21 protein-coding genes are annotated in these 26,236 nt (G+C 56.5%); 14 read left to right on the top strand and 7 right to left on the bottom strand.

Annotated elements, in window-relative coordinates; all coding sequences use genetic code 11:
• Window positions 1-6: 6 nt before the first annotated feature.
• The gene (gene argC / locus IPZ49_RS07655) at window positions 7-1,011 is read right to left on the bottom strand and encodes an N-acetyl-gamma-glutamyl-phosphate reductase (protein WP_045623064.1); all 1,005 of its coding nucleotides are present in this window, start codon (window positions 1,009-1,011) and stop codon (window positions 7-9) included.
• 88 nt (window positions 1,012-1,099) lie between these two features.
• Here argC and argE point away from each other — a divergent pair, with 88 nt between their 5' ends.
• From argE to IPZ49_RS07630, 5 genes are all read left to right on the top strand, one after another.
• Window positions 1,100-2,251 carry an acetylornithine deacetylase gene (gene argE / locus IPZ49_RS07650; RefSeq protein ID WP_015569956.1) on the top strand — a complete coding sequence of 384 codons (1,152 nt, stop codon included), beginning with the start codon at window positions 1,100-1,102 and terminating at the stop codon, window positions 2,249-2,251.
• A gap of 305 nt (window positions 2,252-2,556) precedes the next feature.
• Window positions 2,557-5,208, top strand: coding sequence for a phosphoenolpyruvate carboxylase (gene ppc, locus IPZ49_RS07645; RefSeq protein WP_058646045.1), 2,652 nt, complete (start codon window positions 2,557-2,559; stop codon window positions 5,206-5,208).
• 102 nt (window positions 5,209-5,310) lie between these two features.
• Complete coding sequence (locus IPZ49_RS07640; protein ID WP_023298892.1) at window positions 5,311-6,075, top strand: helix-turn-helix transcriptional regulator; 765 nt, start codon at window positions 5,311-5,313, stop codon at window positions 6,073-6,075.
• A gap of 128 nt (window positions 6,076-6,203) precedes the next feature.
• Entirely contained in the window at window positions 6,204-6,866 is a 663-nt protein-coding gene (gene fsa, locus IPZ49_RS07635; protein ID WP_022649789.1) for a fructose-6-phosphate aldolase, read from the top strand.
• A 12-nt stretch (window positions 6,867-6,878) separates the two neighbouring features.
• Window positions 6,879-7,982, top strand: coding sequence for a glycerol dehydrogenase (locus tag IPZ49_RS07630; protein WP_046621342.1), 1,104 nt, complete (start codon window positions 6,879-6,881; stop codon window positions 7,980-7,982).
• Between the two features lie 91 nt (window positions 7,983-8,073).
• Here IPZ49_RS07630 and katG read toward each other — a convergent pair whose 3' ends face one another.
• The 4 genes from katG to metB form a co-directional block, all read right to left on the bottom strand.
• Entirely contained in the window at window positions 8,074-10,254 is a 2,181-nt protein-coding gene (gene katG / locus IPZ49_RS07625; protein ID WP_063146862.1) for a catalase/peroxidase HPI, read from the bottom strand.
• A gap of 144 nt (window positions 10,255-10,398) precedes the next feature.
• Window positions 10,399-11,289, bottom strand: a complete 891-nt coding sequence (gene metF, locus IPZ49_RS07620) for a methylenetetrahydrofolate reductase (RefSeq protein WP_022649792.1) — start codon at window positions 11,287-11,289, stop codon at window positions 10,399-10,401.
• A gap of 270 nt (window positions 11,290-11,559) precedes the next feature.
• Window positions 11,560-13,992 (bottom strand): bifunctional aspartate kinase/homoserine dehydrogenase II, encoded by a 2,433-nt coding sequence (locus IPZ49_RS07615; RefSeq protein WP_023298896.1) that lies wholly within the window; start codon window positions 13,990-13,992, stop codon window positions 11,560-11,562.
• 2 nt (window positions 13,993-13,994) lie between these two features.
• Entirely contained in the window at window positions 13,995-15,155 is a 1,161-nt protein-coding gene (gene metB, locus IPZ49_RS07610) for a cystathionine gamma-synthase (protein WP_017383102.1), read from the bottom strand.
• A 275-nt stretch (window positions 15,156-15,430) separates the two neighbouring features.
• Here metB and metJ point away from each other — a divergent pair, with 275 nt between their 5' ends.
• Window positions 15,431-15,748: a met regulon transcriptional regulator MetJ gene (metJ, locus tag IPZ49_RS07605; RefSeq protein WP_006179183.1), complete on the top strand. Its 318-nt coding sequence runs from the start codon at window positions 15,431-15,433 to the stop codon at window positions 15,746-15,748.
• Window positions 15,749-15,796: 48 nt separating this feature from the next.
• Here the strand turns inward: metJ and rpmE are convergent, their stop codons facing one another.
• A complete protein-coding gene (gene rpmE / locus IPZ49_RS07600) occupies window positions 15,797-16,009 on the bottom strand; it encodes a 50S ribosomal protein L31 (RefSeq protein ID WP_003862040.1) in 213 nt (70 codons plus the stop codon).
• Between the two features lie 200 nt (window positions 16,010-16,209).
• On the opposite strand from rpmE, the gene priA reads away from it, so the two are divergent.
• From priA to rraA, 7 genes are all read left to right on the top strand, one after another.
• Window positions 16,210-18,405 (top strand): primosomal protein N', encoded by a 2,196-nt coding sequence (gene priA / locus IPZ49_RS07595; protein WP_063146861.1) that lies wholly within the window; start codon window positions 16,210-16,212, stop codon window positions 18,403-18,405.
• A gap of 119 nt (window positions 18,406-18,524) precedes the next feature.
• Window positions 18,525-19,550: a DNA-binding transcriptional regulator CytR gene (cytR, locus tag IPZ49_RS07590; RefSeq protein ID WP_063146860.1), complete on the top strand. Its 1,026-nt coding sequence runs from the start codon at window positions 18,525-18,527 to the stop codon at window positions 19,548-19,550.
• 92 nt (window positions 19,551-19,642) lie between these two features.
• Window positions 19,643-20,611 carry a cell division protein FtsN gene (gene ftsN / locus IPZ49_RS07585; protein WP_017383099.1) on the top strand — a complete coding sequence of 323 codons (969 nt, stop codon included), beginning with the start codon at window positions 19,643-19,645 and terminating at the stop codon, window positions 20,609-20,611.
• Window positions 20,612-20,705: 94 nt separating this feature from the next.
• Complete coding sequence (hslV, locus tag IPZ49_RS07580; protein ID WP_022649795.1) at window positions 20,706-21,236, top strand: ATP-dependent protease subunit HslV; 531 nt, start codon at window positions 20,706-20,708, stop codon at window positions 21,234-21,236.
• Window positions 21,237-21,245: 9 nt separating this feature from the next.
• Window positions 21,246-22,580: an HslU--HslV peptidase ATPase subunit gene (gene hslU, locus IPZ49_RS07575; protein ID WP_022649796.1), complete on the top strand. Its 1,335-nt coding sequence runs from the start codon at window positions 21,246-21,248 to the stop codon at window positions 22,578-22,580.
• Between the two features lie 62 nt (window positions 22,581-22,642).
• The gene (menA, locus tag IPZ49_RS07570; RefSeq protein WP_088581795.1) at window positions 22,643-23,569 is read left to right on the top strand and encodes a 1,4-dihydroxy-2-naphthoate polyprenyltransferase; all 927 of its coding nucleotides are present in this window, start codon (window positions 22,643-22,645) and stop codon (window positions 23,567-23,569) included.
• Between the two features lie 92 nt (window positions 23,570-23,661).
• The gene (gene rraA / locus IPZ49_RS07565) at window positions 23,662-24,147 is read left to right on the top strand and encodes a ribonuclease E activity regulator RraA (protein ID WP_063146859.1); all 486 of its coding nucleotides are present in this window, start codon (window positions 23,662-23,664) and stop codon (window positions 24,145-24,147) included.
• 583 nt (window positions 24,148-24,730) lie between these two features.
• On the opposite strand, the gene zapB is transcribed toward rraA, so the two are convergent.
• A complete protein-coding gene (zapB, locus tag IPZ49_RS07560) occupies window positions 24,731-24,970 on the bottom strand; it encodes a septal ring assembly protein ZapB (protein WP_022649799.1) in 240 nt (79 codons plus the stop codon).
• 400 nt (window positions 24,971-25,370) lie between these two features.
• On the opposite strand from zapB, the gene IPZ49_RS07555 reads away from it, so the two are divergent.
• Window positions 25,371-26,216, top strand: coding sequence for an MIP/aquaporin family protein (locus IPZ49_RS07555; protein ID WP_058646049.1), 846 nt, complete (start codon window positions 25,371-25,373; stop codon window positions 26,214-26,216).
• The last annotated feature ends 20 nt before the right edge of the window (window positions 26,217-26,236 follow it).

Genomic DNA, 26,236 nt, shown 5'->3' with positions numbered 1-26,236 from the left:
CACACCTTAAATAAGAGCCTGCGTTTCAGGGAAGCCGAAACGAATATTTGCACACTGCATTGCCTGTGCGGCAGCGCCTTTGAGTAAGTTATCTTCTGCGGCGACCACAATCAGGTGCTCGCCCTGCACGGCAAAGCCGATGTCGCAGAACGGCAGGCCGACCACGTTTTTTAGCGCTGGTACGCCTTTGTCATACAGACGCACCAGTGGTTTATCCGCATACGCCTGCGTGAAGACTTCGCTCACCTGTTCTTTGGTCACACCCGGCTTCAGGCGGCAGGTAATGGTTTCGAGGATCCCGCGCGGGAAGCTACCGAGGTGCGGGGTGAAGATCACCTCCGCGCCCAGATGGGTGGTGATTTCAGGGTGATGACGGTGATTAAACACGCCATACGGCTGAAGGCTCACTTCGCAGAAACTGTTGGAGATCGCGGCCTTGCGCCCGGCGCCGCTCACGCCGCTGGTGGCGTTGATCACCGGCCACTGGTCAAGATCCAGCAGACCCGCGTCGATCAGTGGCTTAAGGGAGAGCTGCGCCGCCGTCGGGTAACAGCCAGGCACGGCAATCAGATTCGCTTCTTTCAGTTTATCTGCGCTCCACTCCGCCAGGCCGTACACCGCTTTTTCGAGCAGATCCGGGTGCTGATGGGTGAAGCCGTAATATTTTTCGTAGAACGCGCTGTCGTTAACGCGAAACGCGCCGGAGAGATCGAAGACCACGCAACCGGCTGCCAGAAACTGCGGCGCCAGGTCGTGACTGACCTCGTGTGCGGTGGCTAAAAACACCACGTCAACGCCGTCGGTAAACTCGCTGATGTCAGACATGGCCTGCAAAGGCAAATCAACCACGCCCTTAAGTTGTGGATGCAAATCGGAAATTAACTTTCCGGCATCATTGCTTTGCGCTGACACGGTCAAAGCGGTTATGGTCATATGTGGGTGGCGATTCACGTAGCTTACAAGCTCTGCGCCCGCATAACCGCTAGCGCCTACAATCAGCGTATTCAACATCGGGTTCCTTTATGCTCAACGTTAATGTATTTTTATTCACATTTATTGCATGAATATTGATACTATCACGACCTAAGGTGTGTCAACAATGAAAATGAACTTACCGCCATTTATCGAGATTTACCGCGCCCTGATTGCCACACCGTCCATCAGCGCAACGGAAGAAGCGCTGGATCAAAGCAATGAGTCTTTAATCAATCTGCTGGCGGGTTGGTTTAGCGATCTTGGGTTTAACGTTGAGGTTCAGCCCGTCCCCGGAACACGTCACAAATTTAACCTGCTCGCCAGCACCGGACATGGCGCTGGCGGCCTGCTGCTGGCTGGTCACACTGACACTGTGCCGTTTGACGATGGCCGCTGGACCCGCGATCCGTTCACCCTGACAGAGCACGACAACAAGCTCTACGGTCTCGGCACGGCGGACATGAAAGGCTTCTTTGCTTTTATCCTCGACGCGCTGCGTGACGTGGACGTGACAACGCTGAAAAAGCCGCTCTACATTCTGGCGACCGCCGATGAAGAGACCAGCATGGCGGGCGCACGGTATTTCTCTGAAAACACGTCGATTCGCCCGGACTGCGCGATCATCGGTGAACCTACCTCTCTGCAACCGATTCGGGCGCACAAAGGCCATATTTCTACCGCAGTGCGCGTGCTGGGCCAGTCTGGTCACTCCAGCGATCCGGCGCGCGGCGTGAACGCCATTGAGCTGATGCATGACGCGATTGGCCGCATCATGACCCTGCGCGACGATCTGAAAGAGCGCTATCACTACGAGGCGTTCACCGTGCCGTATCCGACGCTGAACCTCGGCAGCCTGCACGGCGGTGATGCGTCCAACCGTATCTGCGCCTGCTGCGAACTGCATATGGATATCCGTCCTCTGCCGGGCATGACGCTGAGCGATCTGGATGGCTTACTGAACGAAGCGCTGGCACCGGTCAGCGAGCGCTGGCCGGGACGTCTGACGGTCTCCGAACTGCATCCGCCGATTCCAGGCTACGAATGCCCGCCTGACCACCAGCTGGTTCAGGTGGTGGAAAAACTGCTCGGGGAGAAAACCGACGTGGTGAACTACTGTACCGAAGCGCCGTTTATTCAGACCCTGTGCCCGACGCTGGTTCTGGGCCCTGGCTCCATCAACCAGGCCCACCAGCCGGACGAATATCTCGAAACCCGCTTCATCAAGCCCACCCGCGAACTCATTACCCAGGTTGTGCATCACTTCTGCTGGCATTAAAACGGCCCCTCACCCTGCCCTCTCCCCAAAGGGGAGAGGGTGTTCAAGTACCCTCTCCCCTTTGGGGAGAGGGTTAGGGTGAGGGGAGTAAATCCCGCGATCTCCGTCACATTCCCATAAGCATCTCTTATCTGACGCAATACGAATTAAATTTCGTAAATTGCCCGCATTTATTCATCTGCTGAACCGTTTTCGCAGCAATTGACGACGGGGGTTTTACGTGGCTTTATAAAGGGAGATGACAAAATAATGTCCAGAAATTTTCGCCTGGGCATAAACAAAAATGATGGGGTGACTGGGTTTTTATGAACGAACAATATTCCGCGTTGCGTAGTAATGTCAGTATGCTCGGCAAAGTGCTTGGAGATACCATCAAAGATGCGTTGGGGGAGAACATCCTCGACCGTGTTGAAACCATCCGCAAGCTGTCCAAATCTTCCCGCGCCGGTAACGAGGCCAATCGTCAGGAGCTGCTCACCACCTTGCAGAACCTCTCTAATGATGAGCTACTGCCCGTTGCCCGCGCCTTCAGCCAGTTTCTGAACCTGGCAAACACCGCTGAGCAATACCACAGCATTTCGCCAAAAGGCGAAGCGGCCAGCAACCCGGAAGTCATTGCCCGCACCCTTCGTAAACTCAAAGACCAGCCCAACCTCAACGAAGCGACCATCAAAAAAGCGGTGGAATCCCTTTCGCTGGAGCTGGTGCTGACCGCACACCCAACCGAAATCACACGTCGTACGCTGATCCACAAAATGGTGGAAGTGAACAACTGTCTGAAGCAGTTGGATAACAAAGACATTGCCGACTACGAACGTAACCAGCTTATGCGCCGCCTGCGCCAGCTGATTGCTCAGTCCTGGCACACCGATGAAATTCGTAAGCATCGCCCAAGCCCGGTCGACGAAGCCAAATGGGGCTTTGCGGTGGTGGAAAACAGCCTGTGGGAAGGGGTGCCAAACTACCTGCGCGAGCTGAACGAACAGCTGGAAGAAAATCTGGGCTATCGCCTGCCGGTCGACTTTGTGCCGGTTCGCTTCACTTCCTGGATGGGCGGCGACCGCGACGGCAACCCGAACGTGACGGCGGAAATCACCCGTCACGTCCTGTTGTTGAGCCGCTGGAAAGCAACCGACCTGTTCCTGAAAGATATTCAGGTGCTGATCTCCGAGCTGTCGATGGTAGAAGCGACGCCGGATCTGCGCGCGCTGGCCGGTGAAGAAGGTGCCAGTGAGCCGTACCGTTTCCTGATGAAAAAACTGCGCGGTCAGCTGATGGCCACGCAGGCCTGGCTGGAAGCGCGCCTGAAAGGCCAGCGCCTGCCGAAGCCGGAAGGTCTGCTGAGCCAGAACGAACAGCTCTGGGAACCGCTGTACGCCTGTTATAAATCGCTTCAGGCCTGCGGGATGGGCATCATTGCCAATGGCGAACTGCTCGACACCCTGCGCCGCGTGAAGTGTTTCGGCGTGCCGCTGGTGCGTATCGACGTCCGTCAGGAAAGCACCCGTCATACCGAAGCGCTGGGCGAGCTGACCCGCTATCTCGGCATTGGCGACTATGAAAGCTGGTCCGAAGCCGACAAACAGGCGTTCCTGATCCGCGAGCTGAACTCCAAGCGCCCGCTGCTGCCGCGCAATTGGGAGCCAAGCAATGACACCCGCGAAGTGCTCAACACCTGTAAAGCGATCGTGGATGCGCCGAAAGGATCGGTGGCCGCCTATGTGATCTCCATGGCGAAGACCCCGTCCGACGTGCTGGGCGTTCACCTTCTGCTGAAAGAAGCGGGCATCGACTACGCTCTGCCGGTAGCACCGCTGTTTGAGACTCTCGACGACCTGAACAACGCCAACGACGTGATGACCCAGCTGCTGAACATCGACTGGTATCGCGGCTTTATTCAGGGCAAGCAGATGGTGATGATTGGCTATTCCGACTCCGCGAAAGATGCGGGCGTGATGGCAGCCTCCTGGGCGCAGTATCAGGCGCAGGATGCGCTAATCAAAACCTGCGAAAAAGCCGGTATTGAACTGACCCTGTTCCACGGACGCGGCGGCTCAATTGGTCGTGGCGGTGCGCCTGCACACGCGGCGCTGCTCTCCCAACCACCAGGAAGCCTGAAAGGCGGACTGCGCGTGACCGAGCAGGGCGAGATGATCCGCTTCAAGTACGGCCTGCCGGAAGTGACCATCAGCAGCCTGTCGCTCTATACCAGTGCGATCCTGGAAGCCAACCTGCTGCCGCCGCCGGAGCCAAAAGAATCCTGGTGCCGGATTATGGACGAGCTGTCTGACATCTCCTGCGATCTGTATCGCGGCTACGTGCGTGAAAACAAAGACTTTGTGCCTTACTTCCGCTCAGCCACGCCTGAGCAGGAGCTGGGTAAACTGCCGCTCGGCTCGCGCCCGGCCAAGCGTCGTCCTACTGGCGGCGTTGAATCCCTGCGCGCCATTCCGTGGATCTTTGCCTGGACGCAAAACCGTCTGATGCTGCCAGCCTGGCTGGGTGCCGGTGCGGCGCTGCAAAAAGTGGTGGAAGACGGTAAGCAGAGCGAACTGGAAACCATGTGCCGCGACTGGCCATTCTTCTCTACCCGTCTGGGCATGCTGGAGATGGTCTTCTCGAAAGCCGACCTGTGGCTGGCGGAATACTACGATCAGCGTCTGGTGAAACCCGAGCTGTGGGCGCTGGGTAAAGAGCTACGCGAGCTGCTGGAAGGCGACATCAAAGTGGTGCTGGATATCGCTAACGACTCCCACCTGATGGAAGACCTGCCGTGGATCGCCGAGTCTATCCAACTGCGTAACATCTACACCGACCCGCTGAACGTTTTACAGGCTGAACTGCTGCACCGTTCGCGTCTGGCGGAAGAGGAAGGTAAAGAGCCGGATCCGCGCGTTGAACAGGCGCTGATGGTGACGATTGCGGGCGTTGCGGCGGGGATGCGTAACACCGGTTGATCGGTTTTGCCGGGTGGCGCTTACGCTTACCCGGCCTACAATAGGCTTTTCGTAGGCCCGGCAAGCGCCAGCGTCGCCGGGCAATACCCTGGTATCCACACCATGCACCACGATATCCCCCACATCCTGAATGACCTGATCAACGGCACCTTGCCGCTGCGTCAGGTGCATTTCCCCCCTTCGGCTAAACCGCTCCCCCGAACGTCACCTTGCCTCGTGCTTAGCTTTGATACGGCCTGCGAAGCGTTATTTTTTTCATCCGGTAATATTCCGCTTCAACCCGCCTTTTCGCTCAACATCAGCTTCGGCAAGCAACAACTGACTCTTCAGCTCGAGCGCGACAACACGCTTTTGCAACAGCAACAGGTTGCCAGACGCGGGCCGCGAGTGGGCGCATTCCTTTTGCAGACGCTCGCTGAATTGCAAATGCAGCCAGACGATCGGGAAACGGCCAGACTGGTGGTATTAAGTTTGCTCAGCCACTGTCGCGATCTGCTGGGCAGCGATATCCATACCGCCAGCCGCAGCCGTGCATTATTTGAAGCGATTCGTCACTACATCGAAGAACATCACGCCTCTGCACTGACCCGTGAATCGGTGGCGCAGGCGTTTTATATTTCACCGAACTACCTTTCTCATCTTTTTCAAAAAACAGGCAGCGTGGGGTTCAACGAATATCTTACGCAAACACGCCTCGAGCACGCGCGTCAGCTTCTTAAAGGCTACGAGTTTAAAATCAAAGATATCGCTGCAAGCTGCGGATTTACGGACAGCAACTACTTTTGCCGTCTCTTTCGCAAGCACACTGAACGTTCCCCTTCCGAATATCGACGCCAGTATCACAGCCAGCTGATCGCCAAAAAGTAGCATTGTGATCGCTCTCTCACTTCGCCAGGGACATTACATTTATCCAGTATTTGGCAAAATTGACCTGTATTCGCCGCGACTGGGTGCGCCGTATCCTTTATTCAACCTTTCTGACTTAAGGAAAAATAATGGAACTGTACCTGGATACCGCCAACGTGGCAGAAGTTGAACACCTGGCGCGCATTTTTCCCATTGCGGGCGTGACCACCAACCCAAGCATCGTAGCCGCCAGCGGCGAATCTGTCTGGGAGGTGTTGCCGCGCCTGCAGCATGCTATCGGCCCGGAGGGCAGGCTGTTTGCCCAAACCATGAGCCGCGACGCCGAAGGAATGGTGGCGGAAGCAAAACGGCTGAACAATGCCCTGCCGGACATCGTGGTAAAAATTCCCGTCACTGCACAGGGGCTCATCGCGATTAAAGCGCTGAAGAAAGAGGGAATTACCACGCTGGGAACCGCCGTTTACAGCGCCGCTCAGGGGTTACTGGCCGCGCTGGCAGGAGCGAAATATGTCGCACCGTATGTAAACCGCGTCGATGCGCAGGGCGGTGACGGCATTCGCACGGTACAGGAACTGCAATCCCTGCTGGAACAGCATGCGCCAGAGAGCATGGTGCTGGCTGCCAGCTTTAAAACGCCGCGCCAGGCGCTGGATTGCCTGTTGGCAGGATGTGAGGCAATCACGCTTCCCTTAGACGTAGCGCAACAAATGCTCGGCACGCCAGCGGTAGAGTCAGCCATAGAGAAGTTCGAGCAGGACTGGAAAAACGCGTTTGGTAACCTCAACCTCTAAGGGAGAAATGTTATGGACCGTATCATTCAATCGCCGGGGAAGTACATCCAGGGCGCTGATGTTCTTACTCGTCTCGGCGACTACCTGAAGCCGCTGGCGACTCGCTGGCTGGTGGTAGGCGATAAATTTGTGCTGGGTTTTGCCGAAGAAACCCTGCGTCAGAGTTTTAAAAAAGCCGGACTCCATGCCGAAATTGCACCGTTTGGCGGCGAATGTTCGCAAAATGAAATCGATCGCCTGAAAAAACTGGCCGACAGTACCGACTGCCTGGCGGTGCTGGGTATCGGGGGAGGAAAAACGCTGGATACCGCCAAAGCGCTGGCGCACTTTATGGACGTGCCGGTGGCTATTGCCCCGACCATTGCCTCCACCGATGCGCCGTGCAGTGCCCTTTCCGTGATTTATACCGACAGCGGCGAGTTCGATCGCTACCTGATGCTGCCGCACAACCCGAACATGGTGATTGTCGATACCAGGGTGGTGGCGGGCGCACCTGCGCGCCTGCTGGCCGCCGGGATTGGCGATGCCCTGGCAACCTGGTTTGAAGCGCGCGCCTGTTCGCGTAGCGGCGCCACGACCATGGCGGGTGGCAAGTGCACGCAGGCAGCGTTAGCGCTGGCTGAGCTGTGCTACAACACGCTGGTTGAAGAGGGCGAGAAAGCGATGCTGGCGGCGGAACAACACGTGGTGACGCCTGCTCTGGAACGCATTATTGAAGCCAACACCTATCTGAGCGGCGTGGGCTTCGAAAGTGGCGGGCTGGCGGCGGCACACGCCATTCACAATGGCATGACGGCGGTGCCGGATGCGCACCATTTCTACCACGGTGAAAAAGTGGCATTTGGTACGCTGACGCAACTGGTACTGGAGAACGCGCCGGTAGAAGAAATCGAAACCGTTGCGGCGCTGTGCCATAGCGTCGGGCTGCCAATTACGCTGGCGCAGCTGAATATCAAAGAGGATATTCCGGCTAAAATGCGGCTGATCGCGGAGGCGTCCTGTGCCGAAGGGGAAACCATTCACAACATGCCTGGCGGCGTAACGCCGGATCAGGTCTATGCGGCGCTGCTGGTGGCGGACCAGTATGGACAGCGATTCTTGCAGGAGTGGGAGTAATAGAAAAGCCGGGTGGCGCTGCGCTTACCCGGCCTACATGGCACTTTAATTTGTAGGCCGGGTAAGGCGTAGCCGCCACCCGGCACAAGGGTTACTTCACGTCAAACCGATCCAAATCCATCACTCGCGCCCATGCGGCAACGAAGTCGCGGACGAACTTCTCTTGTGCATCGCTGCTGGCGTAAACTTCGGCCAGCGCGCGGAGGACAGCGTTGGAACCGAAGACCAGATCGGCGCGGGTGGCGGTATATTTCACTTCCCCGCTGGCGCGATCGCTACCGGCAAACAGCTCGTTTGAGTCGTCGGTCGCTTTCCACTGGGTATTCATATCCAGCAGATTGACGAAGAAGTCGTTGCTCAGCACGCCCTCGCGGTTAGTAAACACGCCATTCTTGCTGCCATCGAAGTTTGCACCCAGCACGCGCAAACCGCCGATCAACACCGTCAGTTCCGGCGCGGTCAGGGTCAACTGCTGGGCTTTGTCGATCAGCAGCGACTCCGTGGTGGACACATCCACCTGTGCGCGATAGTTACGGAAACCGTCGGCAATCGGTTCGAGCAGGTTAAACATCTCGATATCCGTCTGATCCTGGCGCGCATCCACACGACCTGGAGTGAACGGTACATTGACGTAAACGCCTGCCGCTTTCGCCGCCTGCTCAACGCCCACGACACCCGCCAGCACAATGATATCGGCCAGTGAAGCTTTGTTGGTGGTGCGCTGGATCGCTTCCAGAGCCGGTAATGCCCGCACCGCCGCGGCGTTAACGTCCCAGTCGCGCTGAGGTGCCAGCGCCAGACGCGCGCCGTTCGCGCCGCCACGCTTGTCGCCGCCGCGGAAGGTCGATGCCGACGCCCAGGCCACGGAAACCAGCTCGCTCACGGAGAGACCAGAGGCCGCGATTTCCGCTTTCAGGCTTTCAATATCTTCCTGCGTCGGATGGAACACCGGCTGAGGCAGCGGATCCTGCCAAATCAGATCTTCTTTCGGTACTTCCGGGCCGATGTACCGCACTTTTGGCCCCATATCGCGGTGGGTCAGCTTGAACCACGCGCGCGCAAAGGCTTCGTTGAAGGCCTGCGGATCGTTCAGGAAACGACGGGAAATTTTCTCGAATTCCGGATCAAAACGCAGCGTCAGGTCGGTGACCAGCATGGTTGGCTTGCGTTTTTTCGACGGGTCGAACGGGTCAGGCATAATTTCCGGCGCATCCACGGCTTCAAACTGAATTGCGCCCGCCGGGCTACGCGTCTGCACCCATTCGTATTTGAACAGGTTCTCGAAGAAATAGTTGCTCCACTGGGTTGGGGTTTGAGACCAGATAACTTCCAGCCCGGAGGTGATGGCGTCAGCGCCAATACCGGTGCCGTGCGTGCTGGCCCAGCCCAGGCCCTGCGCTTCAATAGGCGACGCTTCAGGGTCAGTGCCCACGTGCGTGGCTTCGCCTGCACCGTGCGTTTTACCGAGCGTATGGCCGCCTGCAATAAGCGCAACGGTCTCTTCGTCATTCATGCCCATGTTGCCAAAGGTAGCGCGGATCGCCGCCGCCGCAGACAGCGGTTCACCACTGGCGTTTGGCCCCTCCGGGTTAACGTAAATCAGGCCCATTTCTGTGGCGGCCAGCGGGCGCTTCGCCAGCGCTTCCGGGTCACGGTGAGTCAGCCAGGCTTTTTCATCGCCCCAGTTCACGTCCAGATCCGGTTCCCAGACGTCTTCACGCCCGGCACCGAAACCAAAGGTGCGGAAGCCGGAGTTCTCCAGCGCCACGTTACCCGCGAGGATAAACAGGTCGGCCCAGGAGATTTTTTGTCCGTATTTTTGCTTAATTGGCCACAGCAGACGGCGAGCCTTATCCAGGCTGACGTTGTCAGGCCAGGAGTTCAGCGGCGCAAAACGCTGCTGACCGCGACCGGCACCGCCGCGACCATCAACGGAGCGATAGGTACCCGCACCGTGCCAGGCCATACGGATAAACAGGCCCGCATAGCTGCCCCAGTCGGCAGGCCACCACGGTTGTGAGTCGGTTAACAGTGCTTTGAGATCGCCCTTAAGGGCGGAATAGTCGAGCTTACTGAATTCTTTGCGGTAGTCGAAGTCTTCACCCAGAGGGTTTGAACGGCTGGAGTGTTGATTAAGTAAATCGATGCGTAGTTGTTTAGGCCACCACTCTTTGCTGCCGGTACCTGCACCCGCGCTGTGATCGACGCCGCCCTGGTGGAACGGACATTTGCCGGCGGATGCCGCGTTATTGGTCTCGTCTGACATGCTCATCGCTATGCTCCCTTTACAGTGTTACCGTTACGATATACACCACTAGCGATAAGAGATAGTTGAATTAATCCACAGATTCGATAGCTAATACCTTTTAACTTTCTGTTCGAGTAAAAAACCCTCACTTTATGAGGGTTTTTTACTTTATAACGCCGGGCGGACACCCAGCGTATGGCAAATGGCGTAACTCATCTCCGCGCGGTTAAGCGTATAGAAGTGGAAATCCTTCACCCCTTCACGGCTTAAAATCTTCACCATATCCATCGCGATATTGGCCCCCACCAGTTTGCGTGTTTCTGGGTCATCGTCCAAACCTTCGTACATTTTGGACATCCACAGCGGAATGCGCACGTTGGTCATATCCGCGAATTTCTTCGCCTGTTTGAAGTTCGAGACCGGCAGAATGCCAGGGATGATTTCGACATCAATACCCGCCGAGACGCAGCGGTCGCGAAAGCGTAAATAGCTTTCCACATCAAAGAAGAACTGAGTAATGGCGCGATTGGCACCTGCGTCCACCTTACGCTTCAGGTTAAGCAGATCCGCCTGGGCGCTTTTCGCTTCCGGGTGAACTTCCGGGTAAGCGGCAACGGAAATATCAAAGTCAGCAACGTCTTTCAGCAGGGCAACCAGATCGGTGGCGTACATGTCCGGCTTACCGCTCCCCGGCGGCAGGTCGCCGCGCAGGGCAACGATATGACGAATGCCGTTGTTCCAGTAGTCCTGAGCAATCGCGCGCAGTTCATCAGGGGTGGCGTCGATACAGGTTAGGTGCGGTGCCGCTTCCAGACCGGTTCGGTCTTTAATGCCCTTAATGATGCTGTGCGTGCGGTCACGCTCACCGGAGTTGGCGCCGTAGGTTACGGAGACGAACTTCGGCTTCAGGCTGCTCAGGCGATCGATAGAGCTCCACAGGGTTTGCTCCATTTCACTGGTGCGCGGCGGGAAAAATTCAAAAGAGACGTTAATCTGGCCGTTTACTTCGGCCAGGCTCTGATTCAGGGCTTCCCGCTGGTTGGCGTGAAAAAAGCTCATACCTTACCTCTATCTTTCGCGTGTCATTGTTTGTTGTGTTGTGAACTTCTATACGTTTAGACGTCCAGATGTAAAAATGACGGAAAAGCGGGATGACGTCAACAGAAATAATCAACATTAACGGTGAGGTTTGTTCAGGGAAGATGAAGGGCGTTCATGATGGGGGGTGAGAAGGCCCCTCACCCCAGCCCTCTCCCCAAAGGGGCGAGGGGGGAAAGACCGCACCGAGCAGTCCCCTCTCCCCTAAGGGGAGAGGGTTAGGGTGAGGGGTTACAGTAGCTTAGCCAGGCGATTAATGTCGGACTGAATGGCTCCGGCGGTCACATCGCGCCCCGCACCCGGGCCACGGATCACCAGCGGGTTATCGCGGTACCAGCGGCTTTCGATGGCGAAGACGTTATCGCACGGCAGCAGCGCCGCCAGCGGATGTTCAGGACGTACCGCCTCCACGCCCACGCGCGCTTTACCGTTCGCCTCGAAGCGCGCCACGTAACGCAGCACCAGGCCCATCTCGTTTGCCGCTTCCAGACGTTGCACCATCTGCTCGTTCAGCTCGTCGCCGTTCTCAAAGAAGTGATCGACAGATCCTTCCTCGCAGCCCGCAGGCACCAGAGACTCAACGCGTACCTGACCCGGCTCAATGTCGTAGCCCGCTTCACGCGCCAGGATCACCAGCTTGCGCATCACGTCTTTACCGGCAAGGTCAACGCGCGGATCCGGCTCGGTTAAGCCCTGCTGCCACGCCTGATCCACCAGGTCGGTGAACGGCACGGTACCGTCAAATTGCAGGAACAGCCAGGAGAGCGTGCCGGAGAAGATCCCGCTCAGCGCCAGAATGCTGTCGCCGCTATCAATCAGATCGCGCACGGTATGGTTAACCGGCAGACCTGCGCCAACGGTGGCGTTATACAGCCAGTGACGACCCGTTTTTTCGAACGCGTCGTGGATCTGGCGATATTTATCAGTGCTGCTCGCGCCTGCCAGCTTGTTGGCGCTGATGACGTGGAACCCGTGGCTGGCAAAATCCAGATACTGATCGGCCAGTTGCTCGCTGGCGGTAACGTCCAGCACCACCAGATCGTCGTACGGGTGCGCGCGCATCCACAGGAACAGCGACTCTTCGTCCTGCTCAACCGCTTCATCGTTAAAGAAGGCCAGCGCCCGACTGGCGTCCAGCCCTTCGTAGTTCAACAGGCTGCGGCGGCTGTCCACCACGCCTGCCAGAATAAACTCAAATCCGGTACGCGCCGAAAGCGTGACCTGCTCGCGGGCGAACAGCTCCAGCCAGCGGGAACCGATGTTCCCTTTCCCGAACAGTACCAGGCCGATGCGTTTTTCCGCACGGAACAGGGAGGTGTGCAGGCCCTGAATCAGGCTTTCGGTTGGCCCCTTGCGCAGAACGGCAACCAGGCTGATGCCCTCTTCCGACTGCCAGGTGAACTCCACCGGCTGCCCTTTCAGCTGCTGCCAGAAGCGGTGGCAGTGCAGCGGGTTACGGGTGACGCCCGCGCCCACCATTGCCACCAGCGCCAGTCCCTGACGCAGGCGAAGCTCGCCCGGCAGTCCCGCTTCATCCAGAATCTTCAGGGCGCTGTCCACCACTTCAGCGGTATAGCAGAACTGCAACAGCTGGCGATCGTTATGCACGCCAACGGCCAGCGGACGCACCTGGGCACGTTTCAGGATGGTGTCGATATCTTTGTGCGCCAGTTTGAAATCCTGGCCCGCAGGCACCTGGAACTCAATCAGGCAGATGTCATCGTGGCTGGTGACAATGCGCGCGCCCGTACCGGATGCCAGCACGCGCTCGATGCGAGTGGAACCCTGATCCGGCGTGTAGCTACAGCGTAGTTGCAGGTCGATGTCGCTGCCGGAAACCGGCTGTAGCGTGCGCGCGTGCAGCACTGGTGCCGCCAGACGCGCCAGCTCGCTCGCTTCGTCGAGACGCAGCAGCGGCAACAGGCAGGCATCTTTCACTTTGCGCGGGTCCGCGCTGTAGACACCGGCCACGTCGCTCCAGATGGTGACGCGGGACACGCCCGCCAGGGCGCCAATCTGCGTTGCCGAGTAGTCAGAGCCGTTACGGCCCAGCAGTACGGTTTCACCTGCGTTGCTGCGACTGATAAAGCCGGTCACCACAATACGTTTACCCGGATGTTGCACCAGCAGCTGTTGCAGCAGCGGGTAGGACAACCCTTCGTCTACCTGCGGCTGTGCGGCGCGTTCGGCACGCAGGAAATCACGCGCGTCGAGCCAGGCGGCTTCCACGCCAAGATGTTGCAGCACGGCGGCCATCAGGCGCGCAGACCACACTTCACCATGGCCAACCACTTCCGCATACACCGCATCGGTAATGCCGCTGTCCAGCAGAGCTGCCAGACGCTCAAGGTCGTGCGTAAAAGCGCTTATCAGTCCGTCCGCCACGTCTGCAGGCAGCAAACCGGCAATCAGTTCACTCTGGTAACGACGTAAGGACTGTTGCACCTGATGCGCAGAGAGGCGATCGGTCTGGCTCAGTTTCAGCCAGCTAATCAGCTGGTTGGTGGTGCTGCCCGCCGCAGAGACAACCATCATGTCCCCCGGCTGTGAATACTCGGTCATGATCCCTGCGACACGCAGATAACATTTCACATCAGCAAGACTACTACCACCAAACTTGTGCAGCTGACGACCCTTCGCCCCTGCCTGCGCTATCACACTCATGATTACCCCTTGGCTGCGACCCGGAAGCCATTTTCCAGATCGGCAATTAAATCTTCAGAATCTTCAATACCGGTCGAGATACGCAGCAGCGTCTCGGAAATCCCGGCGGCGGCACGTGCTTCGGGTGCCATACCTGCGTGCGTCATGGTTGCGGCGTGGGAGATCAAGCTTTCTACTCCCCCTAAGGATTCCGCCAGCGTAAACAATGACAACCCGCTCAGGAAGCGACGCAGCGTTTGCTCGTCACCGTCCAGTTCAAAACTTAACATCGCGCCAAATCCTTTCTGTTGGCGCGCGGCAATCTCGTGCCCCTGGTTTTCCGGCAGCGACGGGTGATAAAGCTTCTTCACCAGCGGCTGGGTTTTCAGGAAATCCACGATCGCCTGGGCATTACGCTGCGCCACGTCCATACGCGGTGACAGGGTGCGGATACCGCGCAGCAGCAAATAGCTGTCGAACGCGCCCGCGGTGACGCCAATGTTATTGGCCCACCATGCCAGTTCAGTGACAACATCAGGATCTTTGGCAATCACCACACCCGCTACCACGTCAGAATGGCCGTTCAGATATTTCGTGCATGAATGCAACACCAGATCGGCACCCAGTGCCAGTGGGTTCTGAAGGGCCGGACTGAGGAACGTATTATCCACTACACTTATCGCTCCCGCATCCCTTGCGAGCTGACAAATTTTCGCAATATCGACTACGCGCAACAATGGATTGCTTGGACTTTCCACCAGAACCAGCTTTGGCTGTTCGGCTAACGCCTGTTTCAGCGCCTGTTCGTCGTTTTGATCGACAAACAACACGCGGTAGCAGCCACGTTTCGCCAGGCTATCAAACAGACGATAGCTGCCGCCGTAGCAGTCGTGCGGCGCCACCAGCAAATCGCCAGGTTTCAGGAACACCGTGGTCACCAGATGAATGGCAGACATGCCGGTATTGGTTAATACCGCACCTGCGCCGCCTTCCAGTTCCGCCAGCGCGCGCTGGGTAACGTCACGCGTAGGATTGCCGCGACGCGAGTAGTCATGCGCGCGAGGTTCATTAAATCCGGTGAAATTATAGGTGCTGGAGAGATGAATTGGCGGGACAACGCAGCCGTACTGCTCGTCATCATTCAATCCGCTACGCACTGCGATGGTGGCCTGTTTACGCGTCATGGTGAGGCTTCCTGGCGAATGAGGTGAATAGTCAGGCACCAGAGTAAACATTGAAAGTATGGACGTCAATACATCTGGACATCTAAACTTCTTTGCGTATAGATTGAGCAATGCGCAAATAGCCGTTAAAATTATATGCTTTAGGACACGCTACAGCGGCAATATCCGTGCCTCGGTATCGTCTCTACGGTAAACTACGCAAGATTACGGTTCAAAACTGATGGTTACCGGTTTTGCACCTTTAGATTAATGACTGAGAGGATTAAAGGTATCTCATGGCTGAATGGAGCGGCGAATATATCAGCCCATACGCTGAGCACGGTAAGAAGAGTGAGCAAGTCAAGAAAATCACGGTGTCCATTCCTCTGAAGGTGTTGAAGATCCTCACCGATGAACGTACGCGTCGTCAGGTGAACAACCTGCGTCACGCCACTAACAGCGAACTGCTGTGCGAAGCGTTCCTGCATGCGTTTACCGGCCAACCGTTGCCGAACGATGACGATCTGCGCAAAGAGCGCAGTGACGAAATTCCAGAAGAGGCGAAGGTGATCATGCGTGAATTGGGTATCGACCCGGATACGTGGGAATACTGATAAGCGGATACAAAAAAGGCACCTTGCGGTGCCTTTTTTTCGGGAAACTTATTTAGCGCCCGGGATGCTGAAACGCTTGTTGAAGCGGTCAACACGGCCACCGGTTGCAACATCACGCTGCTTACCAGTGTAGAACGGGTGGCATTTGCCGCACACGTCCAGGTTCAGATCGTGACCCACGGTAGAGCGGATCTGGATAGAGTTACCGCAAGAGCAGTTTGCAGTAATCATTTCGTATTTCGGGTGAATATCTTTTTTCATGGGAGAACCTCAGTTAAGGCCGCGTCGCTCTTCCAGCCCTAACGCCAGACACCACGCGATGTTGAATGTAAGTTCTTTGGCGTAAAGTACACCAAAGGCGGCGAATCATACAGAATTTAACCAACGTATGCAAACTGATCCGCACGCCGCTTTCACTAATGTGTATACTAACGCGCCACTTTTCAAGTCAGGAAGATTCGATGCCCGTCGCTCACGTTGCCCTGCCCGTTCCGCTTCCCCGCACCTTTGACTACCTGCTGCCCGACAGCATGAGCGCCAAAGCGGGCTGTCGCGTGACCGTGCCGTTCGGTAAACAGCAGCGCGTGGGGATCGTCGTCTCCGTCAGCGATAAAAGCGAGCTGCCGCTTACCGAGCTGAAATCGATCGTTGAAGTGCTGGATGATGAACCTGTTTACTCTCACAGCACCTGGCGACTGCTGCTGTGGGCGGCAGATTATTATCACCATCCTATTGGCGACGTATTGTTCCACGCCCTGCCGATTATGCTGCGTCAGGGTAAGCGCGCCAGCCATGCGCCAATGTGGTACTGGTTTGCCACGGAGGAAGGCCAGGCCGTCGACATCAACAGCCTGAAGCGCTCGCAAAAACAACAGCAGGCGTTGGCCGCGCTACGCCAGGGGAAAATCTGGCGCCATCAGGTCGACGAGCTCGAGGTGAGCGAAACCGCGTTGCAGGCATTAAGGAAGAAAGGGCTGAGCGAGCTGGCCAGCGAAGCACCTGCCCTTCACGACTGGCGCGACGGCTTTTCCGTCTCGGGCGATCGCCTGCGTCTGAATACCGAGCAGGCCACCGCCGTGGGCGCGATTCACAGCGCCGCCGATCGTTTCTCCGCCTGGCTGCTGGCGGGCGTCACCGGCTCCGGTAAAACCGAAGTGTATCTGAGCGTACTGGAAAATGTGCTCGCGCAGGGTAAACAGGCGCTGGTAATGGTGCCGGAAATCGGCCTGACGCCGCAAACCATCGCCCGTTTCCGTGAACGCTTTAATGCGCCCGTTGAGGTTCTGCACTCCGGCCTGAACGACAGCGAGCGCCTCAGCGCCTGGCTGAAAGCGAAAAACGGCGAAGCGGCGATTGTGATTGGCACCCGTTCCTCACTCTTTACGCCGTTTAAAAATCTCGGCGTTATCGTGATCGATGAAGAGCATGACAGCTCCTATAAACAGCAGGAAGGCTGGCGCTATCACGCCCGCGACTTAGCCGTGTACCGCGCCCACAGCGAGCAAATCCCCATTATTCTGGGGTCCGCCACCCCCGCGCTTGAAACGCTGCACAACGTTCGCCAGCGTAAATACCACATGCTGCGCCTGACGCGCCGCGCGGGGAATGCCCGTCCGGCCATTCAGCATGTGCTGGATCTGAAAGGCCAACAGGTGCAGGCCGGGTTAGCGCCTGCGCTGATTAGCCGCATGCGCCAACATTTGCAGGCGGGCAACCAGGTGATCCTGTTCCTGAACCGCCGCGGCTTCGCGCCTGCGTTGCTGTGCCACGACTGCGGCTGGATTGCCGAGTGCCCGCGCTGCGATCACTACTACACCTTCCACCAGGCTCAGCGCCATTTACGCTGCCACCACTGCGACAGCCAGCGTCCGGTACCCCGTCAGTGCCCGTCCTGCGGCTCAACGCACATCGTGCCGGTGGGTCTGGGGACGGAGCAGCTCGAACAGGCGCTGGCGCCGTTCTTCCCTGATGTGCCCATTTCGCGTATCGACAGGGATACCACCAGCCGCAAAGGGGCACTGGAGCAGCAGCTGGCGGAAGTGCATCGCGGCGGCGCGCGCATCCTGATTGGCACTCAAATGCTGGCGAAAGGGCATCACTTCCCGGACGTGACGCTGGTCGCCCTGCTGGACGTCGACGGCGCGCTGTTCTCCGCGGATTTTCGCTCCGCCGAGCGTTTCGCACAGCTTTATACCCAGGTTGCTGGTCGCGCCGGTCGAGCGGGTAAGCAGGGCGAAGTAGTGCTGCAAACGCACCATCCTGAGCACCCGCTGCTGCAAACGCTGCTGCACAAAGGCTATGACGCCTTCGCCGACCAGGCGCTGGCCGAACGTCAGACGATGCAGCTTCCTCCGTGGACCAGCCACGTCATCATCCGTGCGGAAGATCATAACAACCAGCAGGCGCCGCTATTCCTGCAACAGCTGAGAAATCTCCTGCAGGCCAGCCCACTGGTGGATAATCAGCTGTGGATTTTAGGCCCGGTACCCGCGCTCGCCCCGAAACGCGGCGGCCGTTTCCGCTGGCAACTCTTACTTCAGCACCCTTCGCGTATCCGTTTACAGCAGATCGTCAGCGGCACGCTGGCGCTGATTAATACCCTGCCGGAAGCGCGAAAAGTGAAGTGGGTTCTGGACGTCGATCCGATTGAAGGCTGAAGACGGATCGAAAAATTTAATGCGCCTCACACTTTTTATGAAAATTCTGTAACCGATTCCATTAACTATCTGTAAAAATGGTGCGGTCCGCAGTTCGGTGTTCAGGCGAGGAGAAGACGTTGAAGTCCAGGAAAGAGGTTGCCTCGGCGACCATGAAAGACGTTGCCGAGAAAGCACAAGTCTCAACAGCAACCGTGTCCCGCGCATTGATGAACCCTGACAAAGTCTCCCAGGCGACCCGAAACCGGGTTGAAAAGGCGGCGCTTGAGGTCGGTTATTTCCCGCAAGCCATGGGGCGCAACGTTAAACGCAACGAATCCCGCACCATCCTGGTGATCGTGCCGGACATCTGCGATCCCTTCTTCAGCGAAATCATCCGCGGCATTGAGGTCACGGCCGCCGCCCAGGGCTATCTGGTGCTGATTGGTGATTGTGCCCACCAGAACCAGCAGGAAAAAACGTTCATCGACCTGATCATCACCAAGCAGATTGATGGCATGCTGCTGCTTGGCTCACGCCTGCCGTTTGATGCCAGCATTGAAGAACAGCGCAATTTACCGCCAATGGTCATGGCGAACGAATTCGCGCCGGAGCTGGAGCTGCCGACCGTTCATATCGATAACCTCACCGCTGCGTTCAACGCCGTGAACTATCTTCAGGAGCTGGGGCATAAGCGTATCGGTTGTATTGCCGGACCAGAAGAGATGCCGCTGTGTCATTACCGGTTGCAGGGCTACGTTCAGGCGCTTCGCCGTACCGGGGCTGTTGTCGATCCGCACTACATTGCGCGCGGTGATTTCACCTTTGAAGCGGGCGGGCAGGCGCTGCAAAAATTGCTTGCCTTACCAGAACCGCCTACCGCGGTCTTCTGCCACAGCGACGTGATGGCGCTGGGGGCGTTATCCTACGCCAAACGTCACGGCCTGCGCGTGCCAAAGGACCTGTCGATAATCGGTTTTGATAATATTTCGCTTTCGGAGTTTTGCGATCCGCCGCTTTCGACTGTTTCGCAGCCGCGGTATGACATTGGCCGGGAAGCGATGCTGCTTTTGCTGGATCAGCTGCACGGTCAAACAGTTAGCAGTGGGTCACGACTACTGGATTGTGAGCTGATTGTGCGCGGCTCTACCCAGGCATTAACTTAAAGTAAATACCTTTCGACACCCTTATCTGGTCAAAGCCCCGTCGCTTAAGTAACATGGCGGGCTGACGAACGAATAAATACAGCGAAACGATAGTGGCACAACGAGATTATGTACGTCGCGGCCAGCCGGCACCTTCGCGACGCAAAAAGAGTAGTTCAAAAAGCAAGCAACGTAGCCTGTCTGCTGTCTCCCCAGCCATGGTCGCCATTGCTGCGGCTGTGCTGGTGGCCTTTATTGGCGGCCTCTACTTCATTACGCATCATAAAAAAGAAGAGTCTGAAGCCCTTCAGGGTAACAAGGTCGTCGGCAACGGCCTTCCTCCGAAGCCTGAAGAGCGCTGGCGCTACATTAAAGAGCTGGAAAGCCGCCAGCCTGGCGTACGTGCGCCTACCGAGCCTTCTGCCGGGGGTGAAGTGAAGAATGCCGATCAGCTGACGGACGAACAGCGCCAGTTGCTCGCTCAGATGCAGGCGGACATGCGCCAGCAGCCTACGCAACTGAACGAAGTACCGTGGAACGAACAAACCCCGGCGCAGCGTCAGCAAACGTTGCAGCGCCAGCGTCAGGCACAGCAGCAAACGCAACAGCAGCAGTGGACGCAGACGCAGCCGGTACAACAGCCGCGTACACAACCGCAGCAGCAGACGCGTACTGTACAAACGCAGCCTGTTCAGCAGCAGCCGAAAGCCCAGCCGCAGAAGCAAACAGCACAGCCGTATCAGGATCTGTTGCAGACGCCTGCACATACCACTGCGCAACAGCCAAAAACGCAGCAGGCTGCGCCGGTCACTAAAGAGACCGAGGCACCAAAGCAGACGGCTGAGAAAAAAGATGAACGCCGCTGGATGGTTCAGTGCGGTTCGTTTAAAGGCGCTGAGCAGGCAGAAACGGTGCGAGCTCAGCTGGCATTTGAAGGATTTGACTCACGCATTACCACCAATAACGGCTGGAATCGCGTGGTGATTGGACCGGTCAAAGGCAAAGAAAACGCAGACGGCACCATTTCCCGTTTGAAAGTGGCTGGCCACACAAACTGCATTCGACTCGCCTCCGGGGGTTGAAACCCCCAAAATCCCCCCCATCTATCATTTAATTCAGCCCTGAGCACAGGCTCAGGGCTTCTGTTTCCCGAATCTGTAACCAGGGGGTCTGCTCGTGACAACAATAGTAAGTGTACGCCGTAACGGCCAGGTGGTAATTGCCGGTGATGGCCAGGCCACGCTGGGTAATACCGTCATGAAAGGCAACGTGAAGAAAGTACGTCGTCTTTATAACGACAAAGTGATCGCCGGTTTCGCAGGCGGCACGGCTGATGCCTTCACGCTGTTTGAACTGTTTGAACGCAAACTGGAAATGCATCAGGGTCATCTGGTGAAAGCCGCCGTTGAGCTGGCAAAAGACTGGCGTACCGACCGCATGCTGCGCAAGCTCGAAGCGCTGCTGGCCGTGGCTGACGAAAACGCCTCGCTGATCATCACCGGTAACGGCGACGTGGTTCAGCCTGAAAACGACCTGATTGCCATCGGCTCTGGCGGCCCGTACGCCCAGGCCGCAGCCCGTGCGCTGTTGGAAAATACCGACATGAACGCGCGCGATATCGCGGTGAAAGCGTTGGATATTGCAGGTGATATCTGCATCTATACCAACCACAATCACACCATCGAAGAATTGACCTCCAAAGCGTAAGGATCGCCCATGTCTGAAATGACCCCACGCGAAATTGTCAGCGAACTGAACAAACACATTATCGGCCAGGACAACGCCAAGCGCTCCGTGGCTATCGCACTACGTAACCGCTGGCGTCGCATGCAGCTCGACGAAGAGCTCCGCCATGAAGTGACGCCAAAAAATATTCTGATGATCGGCCCGACCGGGGTGGGTAAAACCGAAATCGCTCGTCGTCTGGCCAAACTGGCTAACGCGCCGTTCATCAAAGTTGAAGCCACCAAGTTCACCGAAGTGGGCTATGTGGGTAAAGAAGTGGACTCCATCATCCGCGATCTGACCGATTCAGCGATTAAGATGGTGCGTGTCCAGGCGATTGAGAAAAACCGCTATCGCGCCGAAGAGATGGCCGAAGAGCGTATTCTCGACGTGCTGATCCCACCGGCAAAAAATAACTGGGGACAGGCTGAACAGCAGCCTGAACCTTCTGCTGCGCGTCAGGCATTCCGCAAAAAATTGCGCGAAGGCGAGCTGGACGACAAAGAGATTGAGATCGATCTCGCTGCCGCGCCAATGGGCGTTGAAATCATGGCCCCTCCGGGCATGGAAGAGATGACCAGCCAGTTGCAGTCCATGTTCCAGAACCTGGGCGGGCAGAAGCAGAAAGCGCGTAAGCTGAAAATCAAAGACGCGATGAAGCTGCTGATTGAAGAAGAAGCCGCGAAGCTGGTTAACCCGGAAGAGCTGAAACAGGACGCTATCGATGCGGTTGAGCAGCACGGTATCGTGTTTATCGACGAAATCGACAAAATCTGTAAGCGCGGCGGCAACAGCTCCGGCCCGGATGTTTCCCGCGAAGGCGTTCAGCGCGACCTGCTGCCGCTGGTGGAAGGTTGCACCGTCTCTACCAAGCACGGCATGGTGAAAACTGACCACATTCTGTTTATCGCGTCAGGTGCGTTTCAGGTTGCCAGCCCATCCGATCTCATTCCGGAACTGCAGGGTCGTCTGCCAATCCGCGTTGAGCTGCAGGCGCTGACCACTGAAGATTTCGAACGTATCCTGACTGAGCCAAACGCTTCTGTGACCGTACAGTACAAAGCGTTGATGGCGACCGAAGGCGTGAATATCGAGTTCACCGACGATGGGATCAAACGCATCGCTCAGGCCGCATGGCAGGTCAACGAAACCACCGAAAACATCGGTGCGCGTCGTCTGCACACCGTGCTGGAACGCCTGGTGGAAGATATCTCTTACGATGCGAGCGACCTTAACGGTCAAACAATTACCATTGACGCAGAGTATGTGGGCAAACACCTGGATGCGTTAGTGGCAGATGAAGATCTGAGCCGTTTTATTCTATAATCGCGTTCAATGCATTTTCATCACTGTTGATGGGGGCTATGGCCCCCATTTTTATTGGCTAAATAACTATGACTGATATCAGCCGTACGCAGGCGTGGCTCGAAAGTCTGCGTCCAAAAACGCTTCCTCTGGCTTTTGCCGCCATTATCGTCGGTACCGCACTTGCCTGGTGGCAGGGGCATTTCGATCCCCTGGTGGCTGGTCTGGCGCTTGTCACCGCCGGGCTACTGCAAATCCTCTCTAATCTCGCCAATGATTACGGCGATGCGGTAAAAGGCAGCGATAAACCTGATCGTATCGGGCCGCTGCGCGGGATGCAAAAAGGGGTAATTACCCAGGCACAGATGAAGCGGGCACTGATTATCACCGTGGTGTTGATTTGCCTGTCCGGCCTGGCGCTGGTGACGGTCGCCTCGAAAACCACCAGCGATTTCATTGGCTTCCTGGTGCTGGGCTTGCTCGCCATTATTGCAGCAATTACCTATACCGTCGGGACGCGTCCTTACGGGTATATTGGTCTGGGCGACATCTCCGTACTGGTGTTCTTCGGCTGGCTGAGCGTCATGGGAAGCTGGTACTTGCAGGCGCATACGGTGATCCCCGCCCTGTTCCTGCCCGCGACCGCCTGCGGTCTGCTGGCGACGGCGGTGCTGAATATCAATAACCTGCGCGACATCGACAGCGACCGTGAGAACGGTAAGAACACGCTGGCCGTGCGTCTGGGCCCGGTGAATGCCCGCCGCTATCACGCCTGCCTGCTCATCGGCGCGCTGGTCTGCCTGGCACTGTTCAATCTGATCTCTCTGCACAGCCTGTGGGGCTGGCTGTTTGTGCTCGCCGCACCGCTGCTGGTTAAGCAGGCCCGCTATGTCATGCGTGAACTCAGCCCGGCTGCCATGCCGCCGATGCTGGAGCGCACGGTAAAAGGCGCGTTGCTGACTAACCTGCTGTTCGTCATCGGGATTGTCTTAAGCCAGACGCTGAGTTAGCTGACAAATATCAATTAACAATTGATGATTTTGCCAACAAGGCATTTCGCACGATATACTGAACACATTCGCAGCAACAGAGCGTTAAACCTATGAAATACGATACCTCCGAGCTTTGTGACATCTACCAGGAAGATGTCAACGTCGTTGAACCCCTGTTCTCCAACTTTGGTGGACGGTCGTCGTTTGGCGGACAAATCATCACGGTGAAATGTTTCGAGGACAACGGGTTGCTGTACGATCTGCTTGAAGAGAGCGGCCGTGGCCGCGTTCTGGTGGTCGACGGCGGCGGTTCCGTGCGCCGTGCATTGATTGATGCTGAACTGGCGGGAATTGCCGTCCAGAACGAGTGGGAAGGCATTGTGGTGTACGGTTCCGTGCGTCAGGTGGACGATCTCGAAGACATGGATATCGGGATTCAGGCCATCGCGGCCATACCGGTAGGCGCAGCGGGCGACGGCATCGGCGAAAGCGACCTGCGCGTCAATTTCGGCGGCGTGACCTTCTTCTCGGGCGACCACCTTTATGCTGACAATACCGGCATTATCCTTTCTGAGGATGCGCTGGATATTGAGTAGTTAATCGGTAAGCGAGATGCATAAAAAAACCGCCAACAGCAATGTGGCGGTTTTTTTGTCCCTCGGGATTCGCGGTCCGTTGGGTGATATTGCAACCTTTAACCAGGATTTTTATCTTACCCTGATTCATTCCTCAGGTAACCCCTGTCGACCCTTTATGAATTCCTAATTATGTGTGGAAACCTTAACTCCGCAGCTGTTGCTCATTATGATGCTGTGTCCCTTTCCGCCATCTCGCAAATGGGCGTCGGTCCAGGGAAAGGTGTATTCACAGCCGTAAAGCAACCTTTAACCGGGCTTGTGTCCACCGACTTATCACCGGTGGTGAACGGTGGAGCGGTAAGCAGCAGGGACCGCATAATGAAACGCTATTTATGTATCGCGTTCATTGTCGCCAGCGTACTCGTTGTAAAGAGCGATGAACCTGTTGGGTTTGTTGCTTTTGCTACGACAGCGCAGGACAAGTAGCGTTAAGGCCGCCTCAGGCGGCCTTTTTTATGGTTTGATATCGGTTAGCGAAAACCATAAAAAAGCCGGGTGGCGGCTTCGCCTTACCCGGCCTAATCAGTTAACCCCACCGGAATTAAACTTCTTCCATACGTCCCAGCAGTGCCTGCAGGCGATCCTGCCAGCCGTTCTGCTGTTCGCGCAGCTGGTTGTTTTCGCGCTCCAGTTCTTCACGGCTGTGCTGAGCATTCTGAACTTCCTGGGAGAGGGAGTTGTTTTTCTCTTTCAGCTCTTCAATTTCCATCTGCAGCAGGGTGATGGTGTCGATCGCCTGCTGTACTTTCGATTCCAGTTTCTCAAACACTTCTAAAGACATGATGCTACCTCTCCTGAATTGCAAGGCGACGCTTTAACGTAAACGCGCACGACATATACTGTCGATTGTATGGAGCGCGGCGCTCTGTGTCCAGCGACACACCGCGCAGATCGCGGTTTGCAACACTTTTAGGTCTGGTCCTGGTGCGTTCGCGGCATATACCCCTAAATTGTTAACTCTTTAGTTAATGAAATGATTCAGCTCACATTATACCTTTGATGCAAAAACGCGCTTTATGGCGCGAAAACGCTCATTTTATTGACACAGACCACACATTTTGATTTCGATATTTCTCGTTTGTGCTCGTTAACGATAAATTAACACTATGTCTACAGGGCATCGTGGCTGTCACGGGCGGTCACGCAAACAATAAACATTACTCTTTTGCAGGATTCCGATTATGAGTCAGACATCAACCTTAAAAGGCCAGTGCATTGCCGAGTTCCTGGGTACCGGGTTGTTGATATTCTTCGGAGTAGGCTGTGTCGCTGCACTGAAAGTGGCGGGTGCCAGTTTTGGTCAGTGGGAAATCAGTATTATCTGGGGTTTGGGCGTGGCGATGGCCATCTACCTGACCGCAGGGGTTTCCGGCGCACATCTTAACCCGGCGGTGACCATCGCGTTGTGGCTATTCGCGTGCTTTGACGGACGCAAAGTTGTCCCTTTCATCATTTCACAATTTGCCGGCGCCTTTTGCGCAGCGGCGTTAGTTTACGGGCTTTATTACAATCTTTTCACCGACTTCGAACAGACGCATCATATGGTGCGTGGCAGTGTCGAAAGTCTGGATCTGGCAGGCATTTTCTCAACGTATCCGAATCCGCATATTAATTTTGTGCAGGCGTTCGCAGTTGAAATGGTGATTACCGCTATTCTGATGGGCGTCATTATGGCGCTGGGCGACGACGGAAACGGCATTCCGCGCGGCCCGCTGGCACCACTTTTGATTGGCCTTCTGATTGCGGTAATTGGCGCATCAATGGGTCCGCTGACCGGCTTTGCGATGAATCCGGCGCGTGACCTGGGTCCAAAAACCTTCGCCTTCTTTGCAGGATGGGGCGATGTCGCCTTTACCGGCGGCAAAGACATTCCTTACTTCCTGGTTCCGCTGTTCGGGCCAATCGTAGGGGCGGCGCTGGGCGCATTCGGCTATCGCAAATTAATTGGTCGCCACTTACCTTGCGACACCTGTGTGGAAGAGGAAAAAGAGACGACTTCCACCACACAACAAAAAGCTTCGCTGTAATCTGACTACGGGACACATAC

It is taken from the genome of Enterobacter cloacae complex sp. S2, from assembly GCF_015159675.1.
GTDB lineage: Bacteria > Pseudomonadota > Gammaproteobacteria > Enterobacterales > Enterobacteriaceae > Enterobacter > Enterobacter intestinihominis.
This window is presented reverse-complemented; position numbering and strand designations above follow the sequence as displayed.